Here is a 26,318-nt window from a genome sequence, read left to right as displayed (position 1 = left end):
TTGGTCACCGGAAACGAAAAGAGCGCGCGGCCTGAGGCCACGCGCTCTTTTCTATGCGACGTGTTCGATGATCAGTTGACCGAGGTCAGCGTCATCGACGTGCCGGCAGCGGCGATGTTCAGGCCAACCTGCCCTTGCAGGCTCAGGAGCTGCAGGTGGATCGAGCCCGACGTACCGCCGGCGAGAACGTTGGCGCCAACGCCAAGGCCGACCGTGGCTTCAGCCGATGCGCCCTGGTAAAGGCCGGCCAGCGACCCATGGTGGTAACCGGCTGTCGGGGCGAGAACGGCCCAGATCAGGCGACCTTCCGTGGTGAAGCCAAGATCGACGCCCAGCTTTCGCATGGCACCCGAATAGTCGTCGACAGGCTCGCCATCGATGGTGGATTTGAAGGCGCAATCGACTGCCTTGGACGAACCGAGAACGTAACCGGCGCCGCCGGCAATCGTGCAATCGAGATAGCCGATCTTAACGCCATTGCGGGCACCGGAATCGGAATAGGACTGTGCAGGGGCGAGGTCGGCGGCCACGACCGGCAGGGTACCGGATGCGATGGCTGCAGCGCAGACGATGCTGGCGAGGGATTTGTTCATGATTTTCTCCTGTCAGAACGAGATACGGACATCGACCCGAGTTAGGGCGGAAATGCGTTTGGCCGTTCACAACGCGCGAGAGGCCGAAACGATCCGCTGGCGCCTGTGACCGGGATGTCACAAAGAGTGACAGGCCGTCACGTTTCGCAAAGGCATGCAGCGATGACAACGCCCGGTGGCGCATCTTTACCCGCTGTTAACCATAAACTCCGCATTTTGGTCTCCACAGAATCACCACATTTGAGGCCAGTCCATGTCCATCTCCCGCCGCGGCCTGCTGCTCGGCTTTTCCGCTCTTCTCGCCGGCTGTGCCGATACCGGGTCCCTCGCCCGGCTGAACTATGCGGCGCTTCCTGAAGAACGGTTTCCCCTGCTCGCGGTGCCGCTGGACCAGATCGAGCCGGAACTGCGCCGGCAGGAGGTGGCCTATCCCGCGACGTACGCGCCGGGCACCATCGTGGTCGATACGCCGGCGCGGCGGCTGTACTACGTTCTCGAGAACGGCCGTGCCATGCGCTACGGCATCGGCGTCGGCCGCGAAGGCTATGCGCTGGCCGGTAATGCCTATGTCGGCCGTAAGGCGGAATGGCCGAGCTGGACGCCGACGCCCAACATGATCCGGCGCGACCCCGCCCGGAACCTGAAATATGCCGGTGGCCTGCCGGGCGGCCCCAACAATCCGCTGGGTGCCCGCGCGATCTATCTCTATCGCAACGGCAACGATACGATGTTCCGCATTCATGGCACGAACCAGCCGCGGTCGATCGGCCATGCGATGTCGAGCGGCTGCGTGCGCATGCTCAATCATGACGTGGTCGATCTTTACGGGCGCGTGAAAGCCGGCGACCAGGTCGTGGTGCTTCAGGCCTCGGCCTAAGCATTCGGCCTTTATTCGCGGATGCGAAATAAGCAGGGCTCGTCCGCCTGCCCTCATCTTGAACCCGGTGACGGACGCCGCATATACGATCCGGCAAGAGGGACAGGCCGGGGTTTGCCCGGCTTCGCCCAGCCTTGTGCTCAGACAAAGCCGGGATCCGCATGAAGCTCAAAGCCATACTGAATAGCGACGGCGGCACCTTTCGCACGACCGACATGGACCTTTACACGAAGGCGATGGACGAGGCCTTCCGGTCGGCCGGCCACGAGATCGAGATCGCCGTCGTGTCGGGCAGCGACATGGAAGCCGAACTGAAGAAGGCGGCGAACCGGGATGATCTGGATGCGATGATCGCAGGCGGCGGCGACGGGACGATTTCGGCTGCGGCCGGCGTTGCGTGGAAAAGCGGGCTGCCGCTTGGGGTCGTTCCCGCGGGAACCATGAACCTTTTCGCGCGCTCGCTGAAGCTGCCGCTCGATATCTGGAAGGTTCTCGACGTGCTCGCCGATGGCGAGGTCATCGACGGCGACATCGGCAGCGCCAATGGTCGCGCCTTCGTGCACCAATTCTCCATGGGGCTGCATGCGCGCATGGTGCGCTATCGCGAATCCTACAGCTTCGCCTCACGCCTCGGCAAGATTTCCGCCAGCACCCGCGCGGCCATCGGCGTCGTGTTCAACCCGCCGCAGTTCAGAATAGAATTTCGCGCGGATGGCGTGACGGAGCGGCGGAAGGTTTCGGCCCTTTCCGTCTCCAACAACCATTTCGGCGCCAATTCGCTGATGTATGCAGACGATCTGACCGGTGGTCATCTCGGCTTCTACACCGCCCCGCCCCTCACCCCGCCGGGCGTCGGGCGCCTCGTCTTCGACATCCTGCGCGGCAAGTTTCGCGAGAGCACGCTGATCACCGAAATGAGCGTCAAGCAGGTCGAGCTCTATTTTCCGGATGCGCGAAAGCACAAGATCAATTGCGTCATCGACGGCGAACTCCTGCGGCTTCGTGGCGATGTGGAGATCAAGATCCACGCCGGCGAGCTGAAGCTGCTGGTCGGCAGTCCGGTAGCACCCCAAGCCGCGGCCGTGGAGCCGGCGCCCGGCATGACGGTCTAAACGCCGGGGTACACCCAACGCGGCAGGTCCTGTCGGCGTCGCCTTTTGGGCTATTGTTTGGGCTACTGGAAGGCCGTTTCGAAGAAGCTGCGCAGCTTGCGGGAATGTAGCTTTTCCGGGGGCATGGCCGCCAGCTTCTCCAGCGCGCGAATGCCGATCTGCAAATGCTGGCTGACCTGATTCTTGTAGAACGCCGTCGCCATGCCGGGAAGTTTCAACTCGCCATGCAGCGGCTTGTCAGAGACGCAGAGGAGCGTTCCATAGGGGACGCGAAAGCGGAAGCCGTTGGCGGCGATGGTGGCCGATTCCATATCGAGCGCGATGGCGCGCGACTGGGAGAGCCGTTTGACCGGGCCGCGCTGGTCGCGAAGCTCCCAGTTGCGATTGTCGATGGTCGCGACCGTGCCGGTGCGCATGATGCGCTTGAGGTCGTAGCCCTCGTAGCCCGTGGTTTCCGCGACGGCTTCCTGTAGGGCCATCTGCACTTCGGCGAGCGCCGGGATCGGCACCCAGACCGGCAGATCGTCATCCAGCACGTGGTCCTCGCGGACATAGGCATGCGCCAGAACGTAGTCGCCCAGCGCCTGACTGTTGCGCAGGCCGGCGCAGTGTCCGAGCATCAGCCAGGCATGCGGGCGCAGCACGGCGATATGGTCGGTGATCGTCTTGGCATTGGAGGGGCCGACGCCGATATTGACGACGGTGATGCCGCCATGGCCCTTCTTCTTCAGGTGATAGGCCGGCATCTGCGGCAGACGGGCGAGCGTCAGATCACTGTCCGGCTCGTCCGATCCGGCCTGTGTGACAATGTTTCCCGGCTCCACGAAGGCCGTATAGCCATTGCCACCCTCGGCCATCTGCCTGCGCGCCCAGACGCAGAACTCGTCGATATAGAACTGGTAATTGGTGAAGAGCACGAAATTCTGGAAATGCGCCGCGCTGGTCGCGGTGTAGTGGCTGAGACGCGCGAGCGAGTAATCGATGCGCTGGGCCGTGAACGGGGCCAGCGGAAACGGCTCGCCGGGGCCGGGCTCGTAGGCGCCGTTGGCGATCTCGTCGTCGGTGGTCGAGAGATCGGGCGTATCGAACAGGTCGCGCAGGGGAACGTCGATGTTTTCGGCGAGCGACGCCTCGACATGCGCGCCTTCACCGAAGGCGAAGTGCAGCGGGATGGGCGTGGAGGATTCCGACACGGTGATGCCGGTGCCGTGGTTGCGGATCAGCAGGCCCAGCTGCTCCTTCAGATAATGCCGGAAAAGCTTCGGACGCGTGACCGTGGTCGTGTAGACGCCGGGCGCCGTGACATGGCCGTAGGACAGGCGCGAATCGACATGGCCGAAGCTCGAGGTTTCCATGCTGACCTGCGGATAGCAGGCGCGGAACCGGCTTGCGGCGACACCCTTGCCGAGCGCCGTGAAGCCATCCACGAGGAAATTGGTGTTGCGCTCGTAGAGCGCCGTCAGCGCATCGACAGCCTTGACCGGATCATCGAAGGTCTGCGGCTCGAAGGCCTCCGGCATTGCGGTGGGAAGGGCTTGGATGGAGGAGATTCGTGCGCTCATGCGGCATTATAGGACGCCGCAATTGACAAGCAAACGACAAGTGAAGACGAACCGGCGCAATTCCTATGAGAGCCGGCCTCTCTTCCTCTATCCGCGCGCAGGAGCGATGATGACGAGTGTCCCGGCAAGCGCAAGCAGCACGCCCGCGAAATCGAATCGATCCGGCCGAACGCCTTCCGCCAGCCACATCCACAGGACCGACGCCGCAATATAGATACCGCCATAGGCCGCAAAACTACGCCCCGCCGCCGGCTGCGGGCTGAACGTCAGAAGCCAGGCAAAGGCAACCAGACTGGCAATACCGGGAATAAGCCAGAGCGCGGACCGCCCGAGACGCAGCCACGCCCAAAGACTGAAACAGCCTGCGATCTCGAACAGAGCCGCAAGCGCATAGATAAGGATGGTGGAGAGAGGGAGCGCGAACATTCTGCCAGAAGACCGGAATGCGGGAGCGGACACAAGCCGATTTGCGCGCGAAGGCACCCCGACTGGACGGTGCGCCCACCTGGTAACCCGCCGGCCTTTGGCGGGTCCCGTCTTATTATCGCGTTGGATCGGGCGCGCTTACGTCAGCCAGCGTCAGAGCTTGGCCTGGCAAAACTGGGCAGTGTGGGCGGTGCAGTCGGCCAGCGTCGTGGTGTAATCGTGCTGGCGGCGGCGCTCGGTATCGGCGCTGACGGCGGCGGCCAGGCTCATGGCGAAGACGACCATGAGAGCGCTGATGATCGTGAGGCGGCGTGCAAGAATATCCATGACAGTCGATCCGTTCGAAGCAATTGGGTTGGTGTTGGTTCGATGACCGTCTTTTCGCACAGGCAAACTGAATTCTAGCTGAGAGGTCGGTTCATGTGCCGTTCAGGTTGAATGCTGCAATGCAACGATTCTTCTCACCGAACCTCTCGATGCCTCTCATCCGGCCTGCTTTACCGGCCCGGGCGGGAGCGATGTTCCTGCGCAGACGGTTTCGGTTCTCGGGTTTGTGCGCTAGGCTCACATCTAACCCGATGCATGCAAGAGACCGGAGACCATGATGTCCGCACCCATAGACCTCTACTACTGGCCGACCCCCAATGGCTGGAAGATCACCATCATGCTGGAAGAACTCGGCCTTCCCTATGAGGTCAAATATATCAACATCTCCAAGGGCGAGCAGTTCGCGCCGGACTTCCTGAAGATCGCCCCGAACAACCGCATGCCGGCCATCGTCGATCCCGATGGTCCGGGTGGCACGCCGATCTCCGTGTTTGAATCCGGCGCCATCCTGCAATATCTCGGCCGCAAGACCGGCCGCTTCTACCCGAGCGGCGAACGGGCGCGCGTGGATGTCGATCAGTGGCTGTTCTGGCAGATGGGCGGGCTGGGGCCGATGGCCGGACAGGCCAACCACTTCCGTCACTACGCCCCGGAGAAGATCGCCTATGGCATCGATCGCTATACGAACGAGGTCAATCGCCTCTACGGCGTCATGAACCGGCGTCTTGCGGATCGCGAGTTCCTTGCTACCGAGTATTCGATCGCCGACATGGCCTGCTTGGGCTGGGTGCGCCAGTATGAAAGCGGCGGGCAGGATCTGAACGACTTCCCGCACCTGAAGCGCTGGTTCGAGACCCTCTCGGCCCGCCCCGCCGTCATCGCCGGCTTCGATGTCGGCCGTGAGGAGCGCGAGCGGCAGAAGCATCTGTCGGAAGACAAGGATGCGCAGAAGATCCTGTTTGGCCAGCGCGCGCAGTAGGGAGGATCGAGCGGGAATTTCTCGCTTCGTCCGGACCCCTCGCGATCCCGGCTTTCCCGGCAAACCGGGAAAGCTCCATTCCTTTATCGTTGCCACCTTGCGCGGCGGCGACGCCAACCGGCGCCGCCTCGGATAGGACTAGAGACGGCTCCAGGTCTGGCTCTTGCAGAGGACCTTCAGCACGCAGCCCTTCAGTTTCAACTGGTTGCCGACGACGGCGGCAGAGCCGCTATAGGTCTTGTCGTTGTCGGGGTCCGTCACTTCGCCGGAATAGGCCTCGCCCGCGCCCGACAGGGTGCCGATCTTCTTTCCCGCATGCTTACCGGTCTTCACCGTGATGCAGAAGCTGCCGCCGCAGGTGGCGATCGCGGCTGTTTCGCCGCTCGCCGTCTTCCAGTTGCCGACAATCGGCTCCGCTGCCAGAACGGGCAATGCGAGAAGAGCCGAACCCAGGATAGCGGCCGACATGATCAATGTGATCTTCATGAAATCTCCCTCCATAGGACGCCTCCCGAGCGTCTCCCTGCTAAATTACGTGAACGTAAAAGGAATGTCAAAAGGCAGATTCGAAAAGATCGCGCCGGTCGATATTTTTCGGTCGCGAAAGGTGCGCAGCGTTTCGTGGTGAACGAAGCGTTGAAATCGAGATGTAAAAGATGCGTAAAATTCGAGACGAAAGCCCGGCTTCGCAGGGGGTCGGATGTTTAACAAAAACCCAAGTTTACCAATCGTTTGAACTTCGTTTGCCGCGAATTAAGCATGCATTTTAAGCGGGAATTGAAGGCCGTGCCGCATACTCCAACCCATAAGACGAGCGGAGACGAACACTCCGCCGACAGCCTCCGGAAGATCAAGAGCCACGCAGATGGCCGGGCTTTCAGGGGTCGAAACAGGGACTGCACGAAGAAACGATCTAACGAAACAGGGACAACGACAATGGCACGCTTCGACCTCCAGAATTTCACCTACGCAACGATCGCCGGCGAAAACCGCGCGGAAGCCTTCTGCAACATGGGCCTGATGTACGCCACAGGCCGCGGCTGCGACATCGACGTCGTCGCTGCCCACAAGTGGCTGAACATCGCCGCCATCAAGGGCTCCGAGCGGGCAGCGGAACTGCGCGCCGAACTCGCCGCCACCATGTCGAAGGCCGATCTTGCCATCGCACTGCGCTCGGCCCGCGAATGGATGACCGTGCATTGATCGATCCGCATAAAGAAAAACCCTCCCGTCCCGCTGGCATCTCGTCCAGCCGGGTCGTGGAGGGTTTTCGTTTTCCCAGAACGCCGCGAAGGTGTCTTCCCGGCTCTATCAAGCCTTACATGTTCGGGTAGACAGGACCCTCGCCGCCCTGCGGCGGAACCCAGGTGATGTTGCCGTTCGGATCCTTGATGTCGCAGGTCTTGCAGTGCACGCAGTTCTGCGCGTTGATCACGAAGACCTCCTCGCCATCCTTCTCCACCCATTCATAGACGCCCGCCGGGCAATAGCGTGTGGACGGCCCGGCATAGATGTCGTGCTCGGAGCGCTTCTGCAGCGCCATGTCCTTCACCTTGAGGTGGACCGGCTGGTCTTCCTCGTGGTTGGTGTTGGAAAGAAACACCGAGGACAGCCGGTCGAAGGTCAGGACACCATCCGGCTTCGGATAGGCAATCTTCTTGTGCTTTGCCGCCGGCTCCAGACTTTGCGCATCCGTCTTGCCGTGCTTCAGCGTGCCGAAGAACGAGAAGCCGAAAAGATGGTTGGTCCACATGTCGAGACCGCCGAGCGCGACGCCGGCCACCGTGCCGAGCTTCGACCAGAGCGGCTTGACGTTGCGCACGCGCTTGAGGTCCTGCCCGATCGGGCCGGCGCGCCATTCGTTCTCGATCTCGACCACCTCGTCATTCGCCCGACCGGCCGCAATCGCCGCGGCGATCTTCTCGGCCGCCATCTTGCCAGAAAGGACGGCGTTGTGGCTGCCCTTGATGCGGGGGACGTTGACGAGGCCGGCGGAACAGCCGATCAGCGCGCCGCCCGGGAAGGTCAGCTTCGGCACCGACTGATAGCCGCCCTCGGTGATAGCGCGCGCGCCGTAGGACAGGCGCTTGCCCCCTTCGAAGGTGCCGCGGATGGCCGGATGCGTCTTGAAGCGCTGGAACTCCTCGAACGGGTAGAGGTAGGGGTTCTTGTAGTTGAGATGCACCACGAAGCCGACGGCAACCGTGTTGTCCTCGAGGTGATAGAGAAACGAGCCGCCACCCGTGCTGAGGCCCAGCGGCCAGCCGAAGGAGTGCTGCACGAGGCCCTGCTTGTGGTTCTCGGGCTTCACCTGCCAGAGCTCCTTGATGCCGATGCCGTATTTCTGCGGCTCGCGATCCTTCTGCAGGTCGTAGCGGGCGATCAGCTGCTTGGCGAGCGAGCCGCGCACGCCTTCGCCGATCAGCACGTACTTGCCGCGAAGCTCCATGCCGCGGGCGAAGCTCGGGCCGGGCTCGCCGTTCTTCTCGATGCCCATGTCGCCGGTGGCGACACCGACGACCGCGCCTTCCTCGTTGTAAAGCACTTCGGTCGCAGCAAAGCCGGGATAGATTTCCACCCCGAGCTCTTCCGCCTTGCCGGCCAGCCAGCGACAGACATTGCCGAGCGAGACGATATAGTTGCCGTGATTGTTCATGAGCGGCGGCATGGCGAAATTCGGCAGGCGCAGGGAGCCAGCGGGGCCGAGCAGCAGGAACTGGTCCTCCGTCACCTCCGTCTTGAAGGGATGGTCCGCCTCCTCGCGCCAGCCGGGCAGAAGAGCATCCACGCCGCAGGGATCGACCACGGCGCCCGAGAGGATATGGGCGCCGACTTCGCCGCCCTTTTCAAGAACCACAACCGTCAGTTCCGGATCGATCTGCTTCAGACGGATCGCAGCGGAGAGGCCCGCGGGGCCGGCTCCCACCACGACCACGTCGAAATCCATGCTTTCGCGCTCCGGCATTTCCTGTATTTCGCTCATGACCAGCCTCCGCTTCAACGGCCTATGCCGCGCCCGTCTCCATGGGTCCTCATGTCAAATAAGAGCAAGCTTGTCGAGCCGATGTGCGTCACGAAGCGGCGCGATGCCGTCTCCGCTTCCTGTTTTCGAAGGCGGGCGCTCTTGTTTTTGAGGGCGGGCCATGCGAGGGAGCGGCATCCCCACAGCCGATAACGGCGACCATTTCCATTCCCGCAGGCCCACCGCGAAGGGCCGGCCCATGCTCGCGATCGACAGCCGTTGCGGCGACCGGAACTCCCGGCGCTCGACCTGCCGCAGCACGGCGATCCCCACGAGGAAAGACACCATGACCCAGTCGCTCGGCTTTGATTTCGGCACCACAAACTCTGTTCTGGCCGCCGTCGAACACGGAAAAACACGGGCCATCGACTTCGACAGTCCTGCCGGACGATACGATACGATGCGGACGGCCCTGTCGTTCATGAAGCATCCGAACCTCGGCGCGCAGGCTCTGCAAATCGAGGCGGGACAGGCCGCCATCCGCACCTTCATCGACAATCCCGGCGACGCGCGCTTCCTGCAATCGATCAAGACCTTTGCCGCGAGCCCGCTTTTTCAGGGGACGCTGATCTTTGCGCGGCGGAATGGCTTCGAGGACCTGATGCGCGCTTTCGTCGCACGTCTGAAGGACTATGCCGGCGATGCCTGGCCTGTCGACGGCACCCGCATCGTCGTCGGCCGGCCCGTGCGCTATGCCGGCGCCAACCCGGACGACAACCTGGCGCTGGAGCGCTACCAGACGGCGCTCGGCAGTTTCGGCTTTTCGGATATCCGCTACGTCTACGAGCCGGTTGCCGCCGCCTTCTACTTCGCCCAGACATTGAAACAGGATGCGACGGTGCTGGTCGCGGACTTCGGCGGCGGCACCACCGACTATTCGCTCATCCGCTTCGAAACCCATGCCGGCGTGCTGTCGGCGACGCCCATCGGCCATTCCGGCGTCGGGATCGCGGGCGATCATTTCGACTTTCGCATCATCGACAATCTCGTCTCGCCGCTGATCGGCAAGGGCACCCAGTTCCGCTCTTTCGACAAAGTGCTGGATGTGCCCTCCGGCTACTACGCGAATTTCGGGCGCTGGAACCAGCTGTCGATCTTCAAGACGCTGAAGGATTTCGCCGATCTGAAGCAGCTCGTGCGCTCGTCGCTGGAGCCGGAAAAGCTGGAAGCCTTTATCGACCTTATCGAGCATGACGAGGGCTATCCGCTGTATCAGGCCGTTTCCGCGACCAAGATGCGGCTTTCGGCCGAGGAAGAGACAGAGTTCTTCTTCGCTCCGCTCGGCGAGCGCAGCCGCAAGATCGTGCGCCGCGCCGACTTCGAACAGTGGATCGCGCCGGAACTCGGACGGATCGAGAGTGCGCTGGACGAGGTGCTGGAAAAGACGAACACAGCGGCCGGTGCGGTGGACAAGGTGTTTCTCACGGGCGGCACGTCCTTCGTGCCAGCGGTGCGGCGCATGTTCGAGCGGCGGTTCGATACGGCACGCATCGAGAGCGGTGGCGAACTCCTCTCCATCGCCCACGGTCTGGCACTCATCGGCGCGCGGGACGACATCGACCTGTGGACAGCGGCGGCGAACTGACGCCTGGTGCCTGCGGCGAGCCCGTTCGCAGCATTTGCCGCTTTCATGCGCGGCGGCGCTTCTGTAAACCTTCTGTCATGAGCTCCCGCGACGAGACACGGTTTTCCGACGGACCGACCCTGGATGCAATGACGCCGCACGAGATGGCGGCGCTTTTGTATTTCCATGCCGATTCGGGCGTGGAGTGGCTGCTGGATGACGACCCGATCGACCGGATCGCCGCCTTTGCCGCCAGCCAGACGGCGCGCGGCGAAGCCGGGTCGGGCTCTGGTCGTGGGGGCAACGCGGGAGCCTTGCAGACCGCGCAAAGCTACAGGCCGCCAGCGCCCAAAAATGAAGCGGATGGCCGCGCTCAGCCCCCCGCTGCGGAAAAACCGAAGACGAGAGGGAAGTCCGAGCCCGCACCACGCCCGGTTTCCACCCGCGTCGCCATACCCGATGAGCAGGCTGTGGCCGAGGCGCGGATCGCTGCTGGATCGGCGCAGACGCTCGCCGACCTCAAGCTTGCACTTGAAGGCTTCACAGGCTGCAATCTGCGCAACAGCGCCCGCAACCTCGTCTTTGCCGAGGGCGATCCAGCCGCCGGCCTGATGATCGTCGGGCCGGGACCGAACGGCGACGACGACCGCGAGGGGCGGCCCTTTGCCGGCCGGCAGGGCGATCTTCTGGACAAGATGCTGACGGCCATCGGGCTCGACCGGGCCGGTGTACTGATCACGAACGTCATTCCCTGGCGCCCACCCGGCAATCGCATGCCGTCCGCGCGGGAGATGGAGATCTGCCGGCCGTTCCTCGACCGGCAATTCGCACTCGCCAAGCCGCGGCGCGTGCTGGTTCTCGGCAATTTCGCAGCACGATTCTTCTTCGGCGGCGCCGATACGATCCACGAAATGCGCGGGGACTGGCGGACGATCAGCACGGGCGGCGAGACCTTCCGGGCGCTGGCGACGTTGCATCCGCAGGACCTGATGTCCGCGCCGATCTGCAAGCGCCTTGCTTGGCAGGACTTGCAGATGTTTGCCGCGGCCGACGATTCCTGACGCTCGTGCGTCACGCGCCTCTTTCCAATTGCGAAGAAACTATGAATGGCGGAGGGAAAAAGCCATGCAAGTTGCGCATGGCAGCAACCCGACATCGCGGCTTGTGAAAAAGATGGTGCAGCGCAATATATGATCACGGGGGGAATGGAATCTAAGGAACTGACAATGAACACCCGTCCGCGCCCTCTGCATTGCGGCTTCGAAACGCTCCGTCGCAGTGGCTCTGCCCTCCGCACGCCGTTCAACGGCTTCGGCTCGGCAGCAAACGAACAGATGACGGCTGCCGGCTACGCCCGCGCCGCACGTCCTGCCAACATCTACGCCGAATTCATCCAGCGCTGATCGAAGGCTCGCTTGCGAGCGTCAAGCGCTGACGCCGGCGTGATCGCCGGCAGACACGATCTCGAAACCGTCCATCCGGGAAACGTCCCGGAAGAGATGGAAAGGACTACATCATGGCCTTCCGCGCTTTGAACGCTCTTGTTTCCGACATCCGGATTGCCGTGCGCGCATCCCAGACCTTTTCTGACCTGAGCCGCGATGCGCGCGCTTCGTCGGATGCGAACCGCGGTTCGTTCGGCCTGCTGCCGCGCTAAGGTTTTCGGCATATCGCTCTCCTCGCCGCATGATCGGTGGGCGATGGTGACGGTGTCGACCGGACTTCAGGTTAAAGCCCGCCCGTACCATCGGGTCACATGCTTGCGAGCGTCCATGACGCCGAACCTGACAATGGCGCCGGCCTGATGCGCCATCCCATCTAGGATCACCTCGAACACCTCCCTCTCCGTTCCTCCGCTCGGCTGTTCCATGTCACCCCTGCGGCGTCACATGCTTGCGCGCGGCCTTTCGCTCCAGGCCCAGCCGGTGTTCCCGTAGAATGATGAAGATGCCGGCGCCGATGACGATGGCGGTTCCGATCAGCATGGTGACGGTGGGCACGTCGTCGAAGAGCCAGTAGCCGATCACCAGTCCAAGAACGATCGAGGTATATTCGAACGGCGCGATGGTCGACATATCGGCATAGCGATAGCTCTGCGTGAGCAGCAATTGCGCAACACCCCCGCAAAAACCCGCGGCCATCAGAAAGAGGAAAGCGCGCCACGTAAGCGGCTCCCATCCGAAAGGCAGCGTCAGCAGCGAGAACAGGGAGGCGGACAGGGAGAAATAGAGGACGATGGTGTGCGTCCGTTCGTTCATTACCAGTTTGCGCACGAGCACCATGGCCGTTGCACCCAGCGCCGCCGAGAGCAGCACCGCCAGGGCGCCGTAGGCCGCCCCCGCCTCCCCGCCGCCGCCGGCAAACAGCGTCAGGCGCGGATAGGTGATGATCATCACCCCAACGAGGCCGACGATGACGGCCGACCAGCGATAGATGCGCACGACCTCTTTCAGGAACACGGCGGCAAAGACGACGGCCAGAAGCGGCATGGCGTAGCCGATGGCGATGGCCTCGGGCAGCGGCAGATGCGTCAGACCGTAAAAGCCGCAGCTCATGGCGAGAATGCCGATGAAACCGCGAATGAGGTGGCCGAATGGATCGCGCGTCTTGAAGGCGGTGGCGAGATCGCCCTTGATCGCGAGGTATCCGAGGATCGGCACCATGGCGAAAGCCGAGCGGTAGAAGGTGATCTGGCCCGTCGCGATACCGTCGCCGGCCGACTTGATGAAGGTCGACATTGCCACGAAAACGAGAACGGAAGAAACTTTGAGAGCAATACCCAGAAGCGGGTTGGGCTCGTCGCGATCCATAAGATCGGTCCTGCATGCACGAGGAGGAAAAGGCAGCTTGAAGCGGCGCGGAGAATCGCAAGCCTACTGCATAAATTCCCAAACCGGAATCAGCCGAGGCAGAAATTTGCGAATTTCCGCCGAGCTAACGGTTCCTGCGTTCACGTTGCTCTTGTTGGTTTACGCATTCTCCGTAGCGGACGACAGGTTGTCGTCGCACGGTTTTATCATCGTTACTCGAAAAGAATGAAGTCTGTTCCAAAATGGCTTATTGCTTAAAATCTTGTTAGGCCGAAGCGCGTAATTGTTCAGGTCTTTTATCGGCACTGGCCGCCGCATCGTCGCGAGCGACTTTCCAGAGTGCCCCGGGGAGCAAAACGACACATGCGGACGGACACGGGCGAGATCATCCACCTTGAAGACTACCAGCCGACAGATTTCGTGCTTGAACGCGTCGATCTGACCTTCGAGCTGGATCCGCTGGAAACCAAGGTCGAAGCCCGTCTGATCTTCCATCGCCGCGAAGGCGTGGCGGCCGACCGGCCGCTGGTGCTGGATGGCGACGAGCTGAGGATGACGGGTCTGCTGCTCGACCAGGAGCCGATCGCCGCCGAGAACTATACCGAAACAGAGCAGACGCTGACCATTCGCGGCCTGCCGGACAGCGCGCCCTTCGAGATTACCGTCACGACCGAGCTTTCGCCGCAGACCAACACCAAGCTGATGGGCCTCTACCGGACGAACGACGTCTACTGCACCCAGTGCGAAGCCGAGGGCTTCCGCCGCATCACTTTCTTCCCCGACAGGCCGGATGTGCTCGCCGTCTACACGGTCAACATTATCGCGGACAAGGCGACCGTGCCGCTGCTGCTGTCCAACGGCAACTTCCTCGGCGGCGCCGGCATGGGCGACGGACGCCACTTCGCCGCCTGGTTCGATCCGCATCCCAAGCCCAGCTACCTCTTCGCGCTGGTGGCCGGCGATCTCGGCGTGGTCGAGGACAGTTTCACCACCATGACCGGCCGCGAGGTCGTGCTGAAGATCTATGTCGAGCACGGCAAGGAGCCGCGTGCGACCTACGCCATGGACGCGCTGAAGCGCTCCATGCGCTGGGACGAGGAGGCCTTCGGGCGCGAATACGATCTCGACATCTTCATGATCGTCGCCGTGTCCGATTTCAACATGGGCGCCATGGAGAACAAGGGGCTCAACGTCTTCAACGACAAATACGTGCTGGCCGACCCCGAAACCGCGACGGATCAGGACTACGCGAATATCGAGGCGATCATCGCGCACGAATATTTCCACAACTGGACCGGCAACCGCATCACCTGCCGCGACTGGTTCCAGCTCTGCCTCAAGGAAGGGTTGACGGTCTATCGCGACCACCAGTTCTCCGCCGACCAGCGCTCGCGCGCCGTCAAGCGCATCGCCGAAGTCCGCCACCTCAAGGCCGAGCAGTTTCCGGAAGACGGCGGGCCGCTCGCCCATCCCGTCCGCCCGACGCGCTATCGCGAGATCAACAACTTCTACACGACCACCGTCTACGAGAAGGGATCGGAAGTGACCGGCATGATCGCGACCGTGCTCGGGTCTGATCTCTTCAAGGCCGGCATGGATCTCTATTTCGACCGTCACGACGGACAGGCCGTCACCATCGAGGACTTCATCCGCTGCTTCGAGGAGGCAAGCGGCCGGGACCTGACGCAGTTTTCGCTCTGGTACCACCAGGCCGGCACGCCGCTCGTCAGCGCGTCGGGCACCTACGACGCGAGCCGGCAGACCTTCACGCTTCAGCTCGAACAGACCGTGCCGCCGACGCCGGGCCAGAGTACCAAACAGCCGGTGCACATCCCGCTTCGCTTCGCGCTCATCTCCGAAGATGGCACCATCGCCGAAGCATCCAGCGTCTCCGGCGCGGAAGTGACCGGCGATGTGCTGCATCTCGTCGAGCGCAGCCAGAGCGTGACGTTCGAGGGCATCGCCTCGCGGCCCGTCGTCTCGCTCAACCGGGGCTTCTCCGCTCCCATCAACCTGCACTTCGAAAAGTCCTCGGCCGACCGCGCCCAGATCGCCCGTTTTGAGACAGATCTCTTCGCGCGCTGGCAGGCGCTGAACGACATGGCGCTCGATGCGCTGGTCGCAGCCACGGCAAGCGTCCGCGCCGGTACGCCGGTCGTCTGCGACCAGGCTCTCATCGACGCGCTGATGGCGACCGTCTCCGACGACGCCCTGGAACCGGCCTTCCGGGCTCAGGCGCTGGCCTTGCCAAGCGAGTCGGACATCGCGCGGGACATCGGACGGGATAACGACCCGGACGCCATCTTCGCCGCCCGTCGCGAGATCATGACGGCGATCGCCACGGCCGGCCGGGAAACGTTTGCCGGTTTGTTTGACACCATGCGCTCGACGGAGGCGTTTTCCCCGGATGCCGCGAGTGCCGGCCGCCGCGCTTTGCGCAACAGTGCCCTTGCCTACCTCGTGCTGGCCGAAAACGCGCCAACACGCGCCGTCGATGCCTTCTCGGCCGCCGACAACATGACCGACCTCAGCCAGGCGCTCACCATTCTCGTCCACCGCTTCCCGGACACGCCGGAGGCCACGACGGCGCTTGAAAGCTTCCAGACGCGGTTTGCGGACAACGCGCTCGTTCTCGACAAGTGGTTCACCGTGCAGGCGACCATTCCGGGTGCGGCGACGCTGGAGCGCGTCGAGGCCTTGATGGCGCATCCGCACTTCAACGGCCTCAACCCGAACCGTGTCCGCGCGCTCGTCGGCACCTTCGCCTTCTCCAACCCGACCGGCTTCAATCGGGCGGACGGCAAGGGCTACCGGTTCCTCGCGCGCCAGATTCTCGATATCGACCCGCGCAACCCCCAGCTTGCCGCCCGCATCCTCACCTCGATGCGGTCCTGGCGTTCGCTGGAATCCGGACGGGCCGAGCATGCCCGCGAGGCTCTGAGCGAGATCGCAGCTGGCGCGAAGCTTTCGCCTGACGTCAGCGACATCGTGGAGCGCACGCTCAAGGGCTAATCCGCGTCATCAAAACCTTTAAATTGTTGATTCCTTTCAGTGTCTTACGCTGAAAAGCGGGTTCGCGGCGCGACAAGCTGCGAATTCGCACCAGTGAGAACTGGTTAACGTCCCGTTACCCTTTTCGCTGGACAAGAAGAATCCGAATTGATTCATTGAGCCAGATTCGGGCGAGCGGCGCGTCGAATCAAGCGAGGTTCAAAGATTTGACGAAGATGGCGGAAGCGCAGCAGATGCGCGCGGCCGGGGATCGGCTGCGTCCACGATTCCCGGGCCTAGCGGGCCTTGAGCAGGGTTTCCTGCGACATGTGCGCAGCCTTGCCGCACCGGCCTCCCTTCGGCTGAACCAGGCGGAGCCGCTCCTGAAGCGCTCCATTCCCGTGCTGATCACGGCGTTCCTGATCGTGGTCGCCATTTCCCGCATCAGCGGCATCGTCAATGAATATGCCCGCATGGAAAACAGCGCCCGCCAGACGACGGTGATGGCGGCAACGGCAGCTGAAGCCACGCTCGCGCCGCAGGCGCATCTCCTCTTCGATCAGGCCGAACGCGCGCCCGTCGAGCAGACGCTGAACGACCTCCTCTCCCCCGACATGCTGGAACCCGGCGCCTTCGCGCTCGCCGTCCGCAATGACGGGCGCATCTTTGCCGCCTCGTCGGAGGGCAAGCCCTTCACGGGCCGAGCCCTATCGGCGATCTCGCCCGAAGTCGCGGCCTTCCAGTATTTCGGCGAGCGTTCCACCGTCATGAACGCCTTCATCGGCGGCGACGAGTACCTCGTCGCGTTGATGCAGGTGGGCGACAAGGCAGGCACGCTGATGGTCGCGACACCGCTCGCGCATATGGACCGGCTCTGGCGCGACGAGGTCTCGCTGAATGTCACGCTGTTTGCCGGAATTTCCGCCATCCTGCTCGTCGTGCTGTACGCCTATTATATCCAGGCCAAGCGCGCCCGCGACGCCGACCAGATCTTCGCCGAGTCCAATCTGCGCGTCGAAACGGCGCTGTCGCGCGGGCGATGCGGGCTCTGGGATTTCGACATGCCGAACCGGCGGCTGTTCTGGTCGCGCTCCATGTATGAAATGCTGGGCATGGCGCCGCAAGGCAGCGTGCTCTCCTTCGGCGACGCCGCCCGGTTGATGCATCCCGACGATACCGGCCTCTACAAGGTCGCGCGCTCCGTCTCCCGTGGTGAGATCCGCCACATCGACCATGTGTTCCGCATGCGCCATGCCGACGGCCATTACGTCTGGCTGCGTGCCCGTGCGCAGGTCATCCGCACCAGCGGCGACCGCGTGCACCTCATCGGCATCGCCATGGATGTGACCGAGCAGCATCGTCTCGCCCAGCGCTACGCCGAGGCCGACCAGCGGCTGGCGGATGCCATCGAATGCACGTCGGAAGCCTTCGTGCTCTGGGACAAGAACGACCGGCTGGTCATGTGCAACACGCACTATCAGCAGGCCTACCAGCTCCCTGACAGCGTGCTCGTACCCGGCACAGAGCGCTCGACCGTCAATGCCGCCTCTGCCCGCCCGATCATCGAGCGGCGCATCGCCGATCCGGATCGCGCCAATCATTCCTCCACGTCGGAAGTCCAGCTGGCCGACCAGCGCTGGCTTCAGATCAACGACCGCCGCACGCGCGACGGCGGCCTCGTTTCCGTCGGCACCGACATCACCCTTCTCAAGCGCCATCAGGTGCGCCTGCGCGAATCCGAACGCCGGCTGATGGCGACCATTGGCGATCTCTCGACGTCGCGCATGACGCTGGAGCACCAGAAGTCGGAACTGTCGATCGCCAACGCAAACTATCTGGCGGAGAAGCAGCGCGCCGAAGCCGCCAACCGGGCGAAGTCCGAGTTCCTCGCCAATATGAGCCACGAGTTGCGCACGCCGCTGAATGCGATCCTCGGCTTTTCGGAGATCCTCAAGCACCGCATGTTCGGCCCGCTCGGCTCCGACAAATACGGCGAATATGCCCTCGACATCCACGACAGCGGCAAGCATCTCCTCAACGTCATCAACGATATTCTCGACATGTCGAAGATCGAGGCCGGGCAGATGCGGATCGACCGCGAGCGGATCGATCTTGCGCCGTTGATCGAGGAGACGCTGCGCCTCACCACCATCCCTGCCACGCAGAAGAACATCAGCGTCATCCACCAGGTCTCCTCGGGCCTGACGATGGTCGCGGATCGCCGGGCGATGAAACAGGTGCTGCTCAATCTGCTGTCGAATGCCGTGAAGTTCACCAATGAAGGCGGGCGCATCTCGCTCCGGGCGCGCAAGGTCTCCGGCGCGGTCATGTTGACCATTGCCGATACCGGCATCGGCATTCCCCGCTCCGCCATGCGCAAGATCGGCCTTCCCTTCGAGCAGGTTCAGAGCCAGTATGCCAAGAGCAAGGGCGGCTCGGGCCTCGGGCTCGCCATCTCCCGCTCGCTGACCACGCTGCATGGCGGGCGGATGAAGATCCACTCGGCCGAAAACATCGGTACGATCATTTCCGTGCGCATCCCCGACTCGGTCTGAGCCGTCAGTCGGAAACGAGCGCGAGGAATATACGGCGCACGGCCTTGGTCAGTCGCCGCAGTTCGGCCTCCAGCACCTTGATATCGGGCGCATCGCCTGCCCGGCAAAGCCGCTCGATGAGACCGGCCGGCGCTTGTTTCGGATCGAACGGGCCATCGATGCAAAGGCGGACGATCTGCGAGAGATCCGTCATCAAGGCGAGCGCCCGCATCATCAGCGTGAGATCCGCATCCGACAGGAAGCCCGGGCCGAGCTCCTCCAGCACGTCCACGGTGGGCAGGCCGCAGGCCGGCAAAGCCTTCCCTTCCGCAGAGGCCAGCAGGAACATCAGCTGCGCCGAGAACTCGATATCCACGAGGCCTCCGGGGATCAGTTTGAAATCCCAGCCGTTTTCCGGCGGCTTTTCCGCCTCCACCAGCACGCGCATCTCGCGCACGTCCTTCCGCAGCACCTTCGCATCACCCGGTTCCGCGATCACAGCCTGGATCGCATCCGCCGTCGCCTGTACCATGTCCCTGTCACCGGCGATCGGGCGCGCGCGCGTCAGGGCCATGTGCTCCCAAGTCCAGGCCTCTTCACGCTGGTACTTGACGAAGGCCGGCAGCCGCGTGGCCACGGGTCCCTTGTTGCCCGAAGGGCGCAGCCGCATGTCGACCTCGTAGAGCACGCCCTCGGCCGTCGGCGCGGACAGCGCCGCGATCAGCCTCTGCGTCAGGCGGGCGTGGTAACGGGCGGCGTCGAGCGGGCGCGGTCCGTCGGAATCCGCCGCCTCTCCTTTATGATCGTAGATGAGGATCAGGTCGATGTCGGAGCCTGCCGTCAGTTCGCGACTGCCGGCCTTGCCCATCGCGACCAGCGCCACCCGGCTGCCTGTGATCTCGCCGTGCGCCCAGGCAATCTCCTGGCGGACGGTCTTGAGGGTCGCGGCAACCAGTATCTCGGCGAGATCGGTCAGCGCGCGACCGGTCGCCGGGCCGTCGATCACACCGGTCAGGAGCCGGATGCCGATGAGGAAACGTTGCTCGGAGGCAAAGATCCGCAGGCGGTCGAGCCGGTCCTCGTAATGGCGGGCCGTCGAGAGGAAATCGTCCAGCCGATGCGCAAGGTCCGCCCGCTCGGGCATCTCATCGAGCACGCGCCGGTCGAGCATGCCGTCAAAGACATGGGGCTTGGCCGCGATGATATCGGCCAGCCGGGGTGCGGCCGACATGATGGTGACAATCAGGGAGAGAAGGGCCGGATTGTTGCCGAGCAGCGAGAACAGCTGGATGCCGGCCGGAAGTTTGGCGAGAAAGGCATCGAAGCGCAGCAGCGCCTCGTCGGCCCGCCGGCTTTCGCCGAACACCTTCAAGAGCCGTGGCGTCAGTTCTGTCAGTCGCTCGCGCGCCTCGACCGATTGGGTCGCCCGGTAGCGGCCATTGTGCCATGTGCGCATCACGCGGGCAATATCCCGCGGCCGCTCGAAGCCGAGACCATGGATGGTCTCCAGAGTGTCAGGATCGTCCTTCTGACCGGTGAAGACGAGGTTGCCCAGTTCCGAGGAAAGCTCAGCCTCACGCTCGAACAGTTGCACATAGCGCCGCTCCACCGTGTGCATGACGCGCGAGAGCGCATCGGCAAAGGTCTTGGTGTCGTAAAATCCCGCCATCAGCGCGATGCGCTTCAGCTCGCCTTCTGTGGTCGGAAGCGTGTGGCTCTGTTCGTCGCGCACCATCTGTATCCGATGCTCGATATCGCGCAGGAACCAGTAGGCCGCCGTCAGCTCATCCCGCGTCCCGCCGTCGATCCAGCCGGCCTCTGCCAGCGCGGCCAGCATCGCTTCCGTCTCGCGTCCGCGAAGGGCGGCAGCACGGCCGCCGGCGATCAGTTGCTGGGTCTGCACGAAGAACTCGATCTCGCGAATGCCGCCGCGGCCGAGCTTGACGTTGTGTCCCTTCACCGCGATCTCGCCATGCCCCTTGTGCGCATGGATCTGCCGCTTGATCGAGTGAATGTCGGCAATCGCTGCATAATCGAGATATTTTCGGAAGACGAAGGGACGGAGCGCCTTCAAAAACCGCTCGCCGGCCTCCAGATCGCCCGCAACGGGGCGCGCCTTGATATAGGCCGCCCGCTCCCAGTTCTGCCCCCGTCCCTCATAATAGATCAGTGCCGCCTCGACCGGAATGGCGAGCGGCGTCGCGCCCGGATCGGGCCGCAGCCGCAGGTCCGTGCGGAAAACATAGCCGTCGCCCGTGCGCTCCTGCAGGATCCGAACCAACCGGCGCAGCAGCCGCGCGAAGATGTCGGAGGCATCCAGAATATCGGCAAAACCGAGCGCTTCCGGCTCGTAGAAAACCACGAGGTCGATATCGGAGGAATAATTCAGCTCGTCGGCCCCGAGCTTGCCCATGCCGAGAACGATGACGCCCGAACCGGCACTCGGCCGCTCTTCATCAAGGAGCCGGATCTTACCTGTGCGATGCGCCCCGAGAAGCAGGTGGTCGATCGTGGCAGACGTGGCCGCCGCCGCAAACCGGCTGAGCATCCGCGCGCTGTCGCGCGCCTCCGTCAGCCGCGCCAGATCGTGCAGCGCGAGCGCGAACGCCGCTGTTCGCTTGGCCCGGCGCAGACGCTCCATCAGCACGCTGTCGGTCACGTCGAGCCCGCGCCAGCTTTCGCGCGCTTCGGCGATGGTTTCGTCGAGAAGCGGCCCAAGCGGTTCTGTCACCACCCTCAGGAGCAGCGCGGTATGAGCAATCGCGATATCGCGCAGGTAGGGAGACAGGGAGAAGGCCGCAACGAGGAAATCGCGCAGCACAGGCGCCTCCTCCAGAAGCGGCTGCAGCAGAGGCTCGGCCTTCGTCATCGCCTTCAGATCGGCGCTGACGCTTCTCGCCTCGCTCTGGCTCATCGGCTTCAGTGCGCATGTCGCCAATGTCGCCAATGCCGCCAGCCGCGTCGGCTGCTCCCGCCCGGTCATGAAACCTCCCGATCACGACGTTTTCCAACGTTACTTTACAGCATGTCGCCGGGATGTGTGTAACGGTTTCGGGAGACCGACATGCGGCAGGGAAGCCTTCAACTCGACCCCTGCGGGAAAACCATCTCCGTCGTCAAACCCTTCGCACCTTCTGCCTCGGGCGAGGTGCTGCCAAGCACAAGGCTGCCGTGATGCAGTTCCATGACGGCCTCGACCAGCGACAGGCCGAGCCCCGTTCCCGGCTTCGACCGGCTCTGATCAAGGCGCACGAACCGCTGCACCACCACCTCGCGCTTGTCGTCGGGAACGCCGGGGCCGAAATCCGCGACAGAGACGACAAAACGGCCATCGCGCCGGAAAAGTCGGACGAGAATGCGCGGGTCAGCGGCGCCCTCGGAATATTTGATGGCATTGTCGATGAGATTGCCGAGCGCCTGCCCGATCAGCTCGCGGTTGCCCGTAATCGAGATACCCGGTTCGAGCTCGGCTTTGAGCGCCAGCGCATGCTCGTCCGCCAGCGGCTCGTAGAGTTCGACGCAATCGGCCACGCTCTGCGACAGATCGACCTCGCTCATCTCCGCGGCGGACGAACCAGCCTCGACGCGGGAGATCATCAGCAGTGCATTGAACGTGCGGATCAACTGGTCGGATTCGTTGATGATCTCGTCCATCGAGCCACGATAGCCGTCGATGGAGGTATTGTGGGACAGAGCCGCTTCCGCCTTGTTGCGCAGGCGTGTCAGCGGCGTCTTCAGGTCGTGGGCGATGTTGTCGGAAACCTGCCGCAGGCCCTCGTTCAGTTTCTCGATGCGCCCAAGCATGGCATTGAGCGATTCCGACAGCCGGTCGAACTCGTCGCCCGAGCCGCTCATCGGCAGGCGCTGCGACAGGTCCCCGGCCATGATGCGCGTACTGGCATCCGACATGCGGTCGATGCGCTTCAGCGCATTGCGGCCGATGGCAAACCAGATGATCAGCGCGCCGATGCCCATGACGCCAAGCGCGACCATCAGCGCCTGACGGACAAGAACCCGAAATTTCTCCGGCTCCTGTAGATCGCGGCCCACGAGCAAGCGCAGGCCGTTATCGAGGAAGAGGACATGGGCAAGCGCGACATGCCGGTCCTTGCGGGTTTCGTCGGTGTAGCGCTGGTAGGCGAAAGCCTCGTCCGTCCAGCCCTCCTTGTCGAGCAGACCCGGCTGCAACGAGGCGACGTTGCCGGCAAGGATCTCGCCCGTCGGACCCGCGATCACGTAAAGGGCGGCACCCGGCTGGCGCGCGCGGCGCTCCAGCGTCCGCAGCAACCCGTTGATGCCGGCACGCCCGTAGATGGCCTCGATCTGCGAGACCTCGACGCTCACCGCATCCTTGGTCTGCTGCTCGAGCAGGCGTTGCGACATGCCGGTGACATAGAAGACAAGGAAGGCGGCGCAGAGCGAGAACAGCACGAGATACAGCGCCGACAGCCGCACGGCGGTCGTGCGCATCAGAATGTCGACGCGGCTCATGCCTCGGCGCGCCCCTCGACCTTGGGTTCGTCCTTGATCATGTAGCCGGCACCGCGAACCGTGCGCAGCAGCGGCTGGTCGAAATCCTTCTCGATCTTGGCGCGCAACCGCGACACATGCACGTCGATGACGTTGGTCTGCGGATCGAAATGATAATCCCACACGTTTTCGAGCAGCATGGTGCGCGTCACCACTTGGCCCGCGTTCTTCATCAGATATTCGAGCAACCGGAACTCGCGCGGCTGCAGCAGCAGTTCGCGTCCCTGGCGCTTGACGGTGTGCGACAGCCGGTCGAGCTCGAGGTCGCCGACCCGGTAGATCATGTCCTGTTCCGGTGCGCCCTTGCGGCGCCCGAGCACCTCGATACGGGCCAGAAGCTCGTTGAAGGCGTAGGGCTTCGGCAGATAGTCGTCGCCGCCGGCGCGAAGACCCGTCACCCGGTCGTCCACCTGCCCGAGCGCGGAGAGAATGAGGACGGGCGTATGAATGCCGCGCGCGCGCAACTCGGTAATGACGGAGAGGCCGTCGCGGCGCGGCAGCATGCGGTCGATCACCAGCACGTCGTAGCTGTTCTCGCTCGCCATGAACAAGCCGCTCTCGCCGTCGCTGGCGTGATCGCTGACGATGCCCGCCTCGCGGAACGCCTTGGAGAGATAGGCTGCGGCCTCGAGGTCGTCTTCGACAATCAATATCTTCATGTGGCTGACCATACTGCCGGTCCCGTCACTTTCACAGTGTTTCCTTGAAAACAGAGCTGGTCTGAAAACGGCAACGCCGCGAAACCTTGTCGATTTCGCGGCGCGCCATCACCTTACCAGGGCAAGATCAACCTTGGTCGATAGGCAGCGCGATGAAGCGGCTGGCGTTATCGGCCTGGATCTGGAACAGCGCCTTGGTGCGCCCGTCCTTCTTGGCCTGGCTGATCACCTTCAGGATGTCGTCGGCCGACTTCACTTCCTGATTGTTGACCGAGACGATCTTCTCGCCTTCCTTCAGGCCGCGATCGCTCGCATCGCTGTCCGGATCGACCTGCGAGATCGTCACGCCCTGACCATCTTCGGCAGGTGCAACCGTCACGCCGAGATCCGCCAGTGCCTTTTCGCTCGCAGGCTGCGAAGGCTCGTCCGGCTGGACTGTTTCAGCAGCCGCTTCCTGCTTGTCGTCCGGCAGCGTGCCGATCACCAGCTTGACGCTCTGCGACTTGCCGTCACGCCACAGCGAGACATCGACCGAGCTGCCCGGCTTCATCGCGCCGATCTTGCGGGCAAGTTCGCGCGGTCCCTTGATCGGATCGCCATCGACGGCGGTGACGACATCTCCCTTCTTGATGCCGGCCTTTTCGCCCGGCGAACCCGGCTGCGGCTCGACCACCAGCGCACCGCTGGCCTCCGCAAGACCGAGACTGTCGGCGATGTCCTTATTGACGGGCTGGATCTGCACGCCGAGCCAGCCGCGCGAAACGCTGCCGTCCTTCATCAGGTCCTCGACCACGTCCTTGGCCACGGAGGCGGGAATGGCGAAGGCGATGCCGACATTGCCGCCGGAGGGCGAGAAGATCGCGGTGTTGATGCCGACCACCTGGCCTTCGAGGTTGAAGGTCGGGCCACCGGAATTGCCCCGGTTCACCGCCGCATCCACCTGCAGATAGTCGTCATAGGGGCCGGAGCCGATGTCGCGTCCACGCGCCGAGACGATACCGGAGGTCACGGTGCCGCCAAGGCCGAAGGGGTTGCCGACCGCGACGACCCAGTCGCCGACGCGCACCTTGCTGTCGTCGGCAAAGCTCACATAGGTGAACTTGCGCTTGTCATCGACCTTGAGAACCGCAAGGTCGGTGCGGCTGTCCTTGCCGACGAGCTTGGCGTCGAGTTCGGTGCCGTCGTTCAGCACGACCGTGAAGGCCGAGCCATCGCTGACGACGTGGTTGTTCGTGACGAGATAGCCGTCTTCGGTGATGAAGAAGCCGGAACCCTGTGAGGTCGGACGCAGGCGACCTTCGCCGCCCTTGCCATGCGGACCGCGTTCAGCGCGCGGGCCGTTCGGCCCATGCTGCGGACCACCGTTCGGGCCACCGAATTCACGGAACAGACGCTTCAGCGGGTGATCCTCGGGAAGATCGTCGAAACCGCGACCGCCGAAATCGAACGAGAAGCCATTGGAGGCATCCTCGGAAACGGGGTTCGCGCGGCTCTGCACGCGAACGGAAACGACGGCCGGGGAGACGGCATCGACCACATTGGCAAAGCTCGGAACCTGCTGCGGCGCCGTGATACGGACGGGCTCTGCAAAGGAACTGGTGATCGCGGCCGGAATACCCGTCGAGAGCATGACGGCGGCAAGACCCGCGACGCCGGACGTCTTCAGGACGGTCTTGAGGGAGGGACGGAAAGAACGTGTCGTTGTCATCCTGATATGCCTTTTCTTCTCTGCTCTGGCTGTGACTGGAGGGAAACAGCCGATGACGACAGAGATAGGCTTCCCCACCTTACGAGGGAATGTCTGGGGCATGAACATTTGGTAATGTTGGGAAAACGCCTTAGTCGTCGAGCATGGAGCGCAGCCGCGCCTCTTCCTCCGCGGACAGCGGCACCCCCGTCGCCCGTGACTGCCGACGGCCGCGGCCCGCGAGCAACATCGCCGTGCCGCCGGCAACCAGCAGCAGGACCGGCGCCCCCCAGAGGATCAGGGTCTTGCCCTCGAAACGCGGCTTCAGCAGCACGAATTCGCCGTAGCGCGAGACGACATAGTCGATCACGGCGGCGTCGGTGTCTCCGCGTGCGAGCCGCTCGCGCACGATCAGCCGCAGGTCCTTGGCGAGCTCCGCATTGCTGTCGTCGATCGACTGGTTCTGGCAGACCATGCAGCGCAGCTGGGCCGACAGCGCCCGCGCCCGCGCCTCCAGCGCCGGATCGGCCAGCACCTCGTCCGGGTTGACCGCCAGCGCCGGGCAGAGCGTTGCGAGCCCGAGCATCAGGATGACGACCATCGTCGCCACGGCCTGCACGCCCTTGCGAACCAGCCCGGGCACCG

23 protein-coding genes are annotated in these 26,318 nt (G+C 63.5%); 10 read left to right on the top strand and 13 right to left on the bottom strand.

All coding sequences use genetic code 11. From position 1 onward, the window contains the following. Positions 1-71 precede the first annotated feature (71 nt). Positions 72-593 (bottom strand): DUF992 domain-containing protein, encoded by a 522-nt coding sequence (locus GA0004734_RS08235; RefSeq protein WP_092932814.1) that lies wholly within the window; start codon positions 591-593, stop codon positions 72-74. A 253-nt stretch (positions 594-846) separates the two neighbouring features. Here GA0004734_RS08235 and GA0004734_RS08230 point away from each other — a divergent pair, with 253 nt between their 5' ends. Both GA0004734_RS08230 and GA0004734_RS08225 read left to right on the top strand, forming a co-directional pair. After that, positions 847-1,470: a L,D-transpeptidase gene (locus tag GA0004734_RS08230; protein WP_092932812.1), complete on the top strand. Its 624-nt coding sequence runs from the start codon at positions 847-849 to the stop codon at positions 1,468-1,470. Positions 1,471-1,631: 161 nt separating this feature from the next. Beyond that, positions 1,632-2,582: a diacylglycerol/lipid kinase family protein gene (locus GA0004734_RS08225; protein ID WP_092932810.1), complete on the top strand. Its 951-nt coding sequence runs from the start codon at positions 1,632-1,634 to the stop codon at positions 2,580-2,582. A gap of 62 nt (positions 2,583-2,644) precedes the next feature. On the opposite strand, the gene GA0004734_RS08220 is transcribed toward GA0004734_RS08225, so the two are convergent. The 3 genes from GA0004734_RS08220 to GA0004734_RS08210 all read right to left on the bottom strand — a co-directional run bounded on the left by GA0004734_RS08220 (position 2,645) and on the right by GA0004734_RS08210 (position 4,897). Then, complete coding sequence (locus GA0004734_RS08220; RefSeq protein ID WP_092932808.1) at positions 2,645-4,144, bottom strand: AMP nucleosidase; 1,500 nt, start codon at positions 4,142-4,144, stop codon at positions 2,645-2,647. 87 nt (positions 4,145-4,231) lie between these two features. Further along, entirely contained in the window at positions 4,232-4,570 is a 339-nt protein-coding gene (locus GA0004734_RS08215) for a YnfA family protein (protein ID WP_092932806.1), read from the bottom strand. A 153-nt stretch (positions 4,571-4,723) separates the two neighbouring features. Next, on the bottom strand, positions 4,724-4,897 hold the full coding sequence (locus GA0004734_RS08210) for a hypothetical protein (RefSeq protein WP_092932804.1): 174 nt from the start codon (positions 4,895-4,897) through the stop codon (positions 4,724-4,726). 277 nt (positions 4,898-5,174) lie between these two features. Between GA0004734_RS08210 and GA0004734_RS08205 the strand changes: the two genes are divergently transcribed. Then, complete coding sequence (locus tag GA0004734_RS08205; protein ID WP_092932802.1) at positions 5,175-5,876, top strand: glutathione S-transferase N-terminal domain-containing protein; 702 nt, start codon at positions 5,175-5,177, stop codon at positions 5,874-5,876. Between the two features lie 138 nt (positions 5,877-6,014). Here the strand turns inward: GA0004734_RS08205 and GA0004734_RS08200 are convergent, their stop codons facing one another. Further along, positions 6,015-6,362 (bottom strand): DUF2147 domain-containing protein, encoded by a 348-nt coding sequence (locus tag GA0004734_RS08200; RefSeq protein ID WP_092936070.1) that lies wholly within the window; start codon positions 6,360-6,362, stop codon positions 6,015-6,017. Positions 6,363-6,812: 450 nt separating this feature from the next. Between GA0004734_RS08200 and GA0004734_RS08195 the strand changes: the two genes are divergently transcribed. Next, complete coding sequence (locus GA0004734_RS08195; RefSeq protein WP_092932801.1) at positions 6,813-7,079, top strand: sel1 repeat family protein; 267 nt, start codon at positions 6,813-6,815, stop codon at positions 7,077-7,079. A 115-nt stretch (positions 7,080-7,194) separates the two neighbouring features. On the opposite strand, the gene GA0004734_RS08190 is transcribed toward GA0004734_RS08195, so the two are convergent. Together GA0004734_RS08190 and GA0004734_RS08185 are read right to left on the bottom strand one after the other, a co-directional pair. After that, on the bottom strand, positions 7,195-8,859 hold the full coding sequence (locus GA0004734_RS08190; RefSeq protein WP_092932799.1) for an electron transfer flavoprotein-ubiquinone oxidoreductase: 1,665 nt from the start codon (positions 8,857-8,859) through the stop codon (positions 7,195-7,197). A 54-nt stretch (positions 8,860-8,913) separates the two neighbouring features. After that, positions 8,914-9,186: a hypothetical protein gene (locus GA0004734_RS08185; protein WP_092932797.1), complete on the bottom strand. Its 273-nt coding sequence runs from the start codon at positions 9,184-9,186 to the stop codon at positions 8,914-8,916. Here GA0004734_RS08185 and GA0004734_RS08180 point away from each other — a divergent pair. The 4 genes from GA0004734_RS08180 (at position 9,185) to GA0004734_RS25900 (ending at position 12,119) form a co-directional block, all read left to right on the top strand. Continuing rightward, on the top strand, positions 9,185-10,483 hold the full coding sequence (locus tag GA0004734_RS08180; protein ID WP_092932795.1) for an Hsp70 family protein: 1,299 nt from the start codon (positions 9,185-9,187) through the stop codon (positions 10,481-10,483). The genes GA0004734_RS08185 and GA0004734_RS08180 overlap by 2 nt on opposite strands. A gap of 128 nt (positions 10,484-10,611) precedes the next feature. After that, entirely contained in the window at positions 10,612-11,523 is a 912-nt protein-coding gene (locus tag GA0004734_RS08175) for a uracil-DNA glycosylase (protein ID WP_245292375.1), read from the top strand. 165 nt (positions 11,524-11,688) lie between these two features. Beyond that, positions 11,689-11,865 (top strand): hypothetical protein, encoded by a 177-nt coding sequence (locus tag GA0004734_RS25905; protein WP_092932793.1) that lies wholly within the window; start codon positions 11,689-11,691, stop codon positions 11,863-11,865. A gap of 113 nt (positions 11,866-11,978) precedes the next feature. Continuing rightward, entirely contained in the window at positions 11,979-12,119 is a 141-nt protein-coding gene (locus GA0004734_RS25900) for a hypothetical protein (protein ID WP_175386258.1), read from the top strand. 214 nt (positions 12,120-12,333) lie between these two features. On the opposite strand, the gene GA0004734_RS08170 is transcribed toward GA0004734_RS25900, so the two are convergent. Beyond that, positions 12,334-13,272: a DMT family transporter gene (locus tag GA0004734_RS08170; protein ID WP_092932791.1), complete on the bottom strand. Its 939-nt coding sequence runs from the start codon at positions 13,270-13,272 to the stop codon at positions 12,334-12,336. 363 nt (positions 13,273-13,635) lie between these two features. On the opposite strand from GA0004734_RS08170, the gene pepN reads away from it, so the two are divergent. Both pepN and GA0004734_RS08160 read left to right on the top strand, forming a co-directional pair. Continuing rightward, positions 13,636-16,284, top strand: coding sequence for an aminopeptidase N (gene pepN, locus GA0004734_RS08165; RefSeq protein WP_092932789.1), 2,649 nt, complete (start codon positions 13,636-13,638; stop codon positions 16,282-16,284). A 206-nt stretch (positions 16,285-16,490) separates the two neighbouring features. After that, positions 16,491-18,818 (top strand): ATP-binding protein, encoded by a 2,328-nt coding sequence (locus GA0004734_RS08160; protein WP_175386256.1) that lies wholly within the window; start codon positions 16,491-16,493, stop codon positions 18,816-18,818. 4 nt (positions 18,819-18,822) lie between these two features. On the opposite strand, the gene GA0004734_RS08155 is transcribed toward GA0004734_RS08160, so the two are convergent. The 5 genes from GA0004734_RS08155 to GA0004734_RS08135 form a co-directional block, all read right to left on the bottom strand. Then, on the bottom strand, positions 18,823-21,780 hold the full coding sequence (locus GA0004734_RS08155; RefSeq protein WP_092932785.1) for a bifunctional [glutamine synthetase] adenylyltransferase/[glutamine synthetase]-adenylyl-L-tyrosine phosphorylase: 2,958 nt from the start codon (positions 21,778-21,780) through the stop codon (positions 18,823-18,825). Positions 21,781-21,878: 98 nt separating this feature from the next. Next, positions 21,879-23,288, bottom strand: coding sequence for a sensor histidine kinase (locus GA0004734_RS08150; RefSeq protein ID WP_092932783.1), 1,410 nt, complete (start codon positions 23,286-23,288; stop codon positions 21,879-21,881). Next, positions 23,285-23,998 (bottom strand): response regulator transcription factor, encoded by a 714-nt coding sequence (locus GA0004734_RS08145; protein ID WP_092932781.1) that lies wholly within the window; start codon positions 23,996-23,998, stop codon positions 23,285-23,287. The genes GA0004734_RS08150 and GA0004734_RS08145 overlap by 4 nt, the downstream gene beginning before the upstream one ends. 115 nt (positions 23,999-24,113) lie before the next feature. Continuing rightward, positions 24,114-25,694: a Do family serine endopeptidase gene (locus GA0004734_RS08140; protein ID WP_092932779.1), complete on the bottom strand. Its 1,581-nt coding sequence runs from the start codon at positions 25,692-25,694 to the stop codon at positions 24,114-24,116. 130 nt (positions 25,695-25,824) lie between these two features. Continuing rightward, complete coding sequence (locus tag GA0004734_RS08135) at positions 25,825-26,283, bottom strand: cytochrome c-type biogenesis protein (RefSeq protein WP_175386472.1); 459 nt, start codon at positions 26,281-26,283, stop codon at positions 25,825-25,827. Positions 26,284-26,318: the final 35 nt, after the last annotated feature.

The organism is Rhizobium sp. 9140 (genome assembly GCF_900067135.1).
Lineage (GTDB): Bacteria > Pseudomonadota > Alphaproteobacteria > Rhizobiales > Rhizobiaceae > Ferranicluibacter.
The sequence above is the reverse complement of the archived record's forward strand: the minus strand, read 5'-3'. Positions and strand labels throughout refer to the sequence as shown.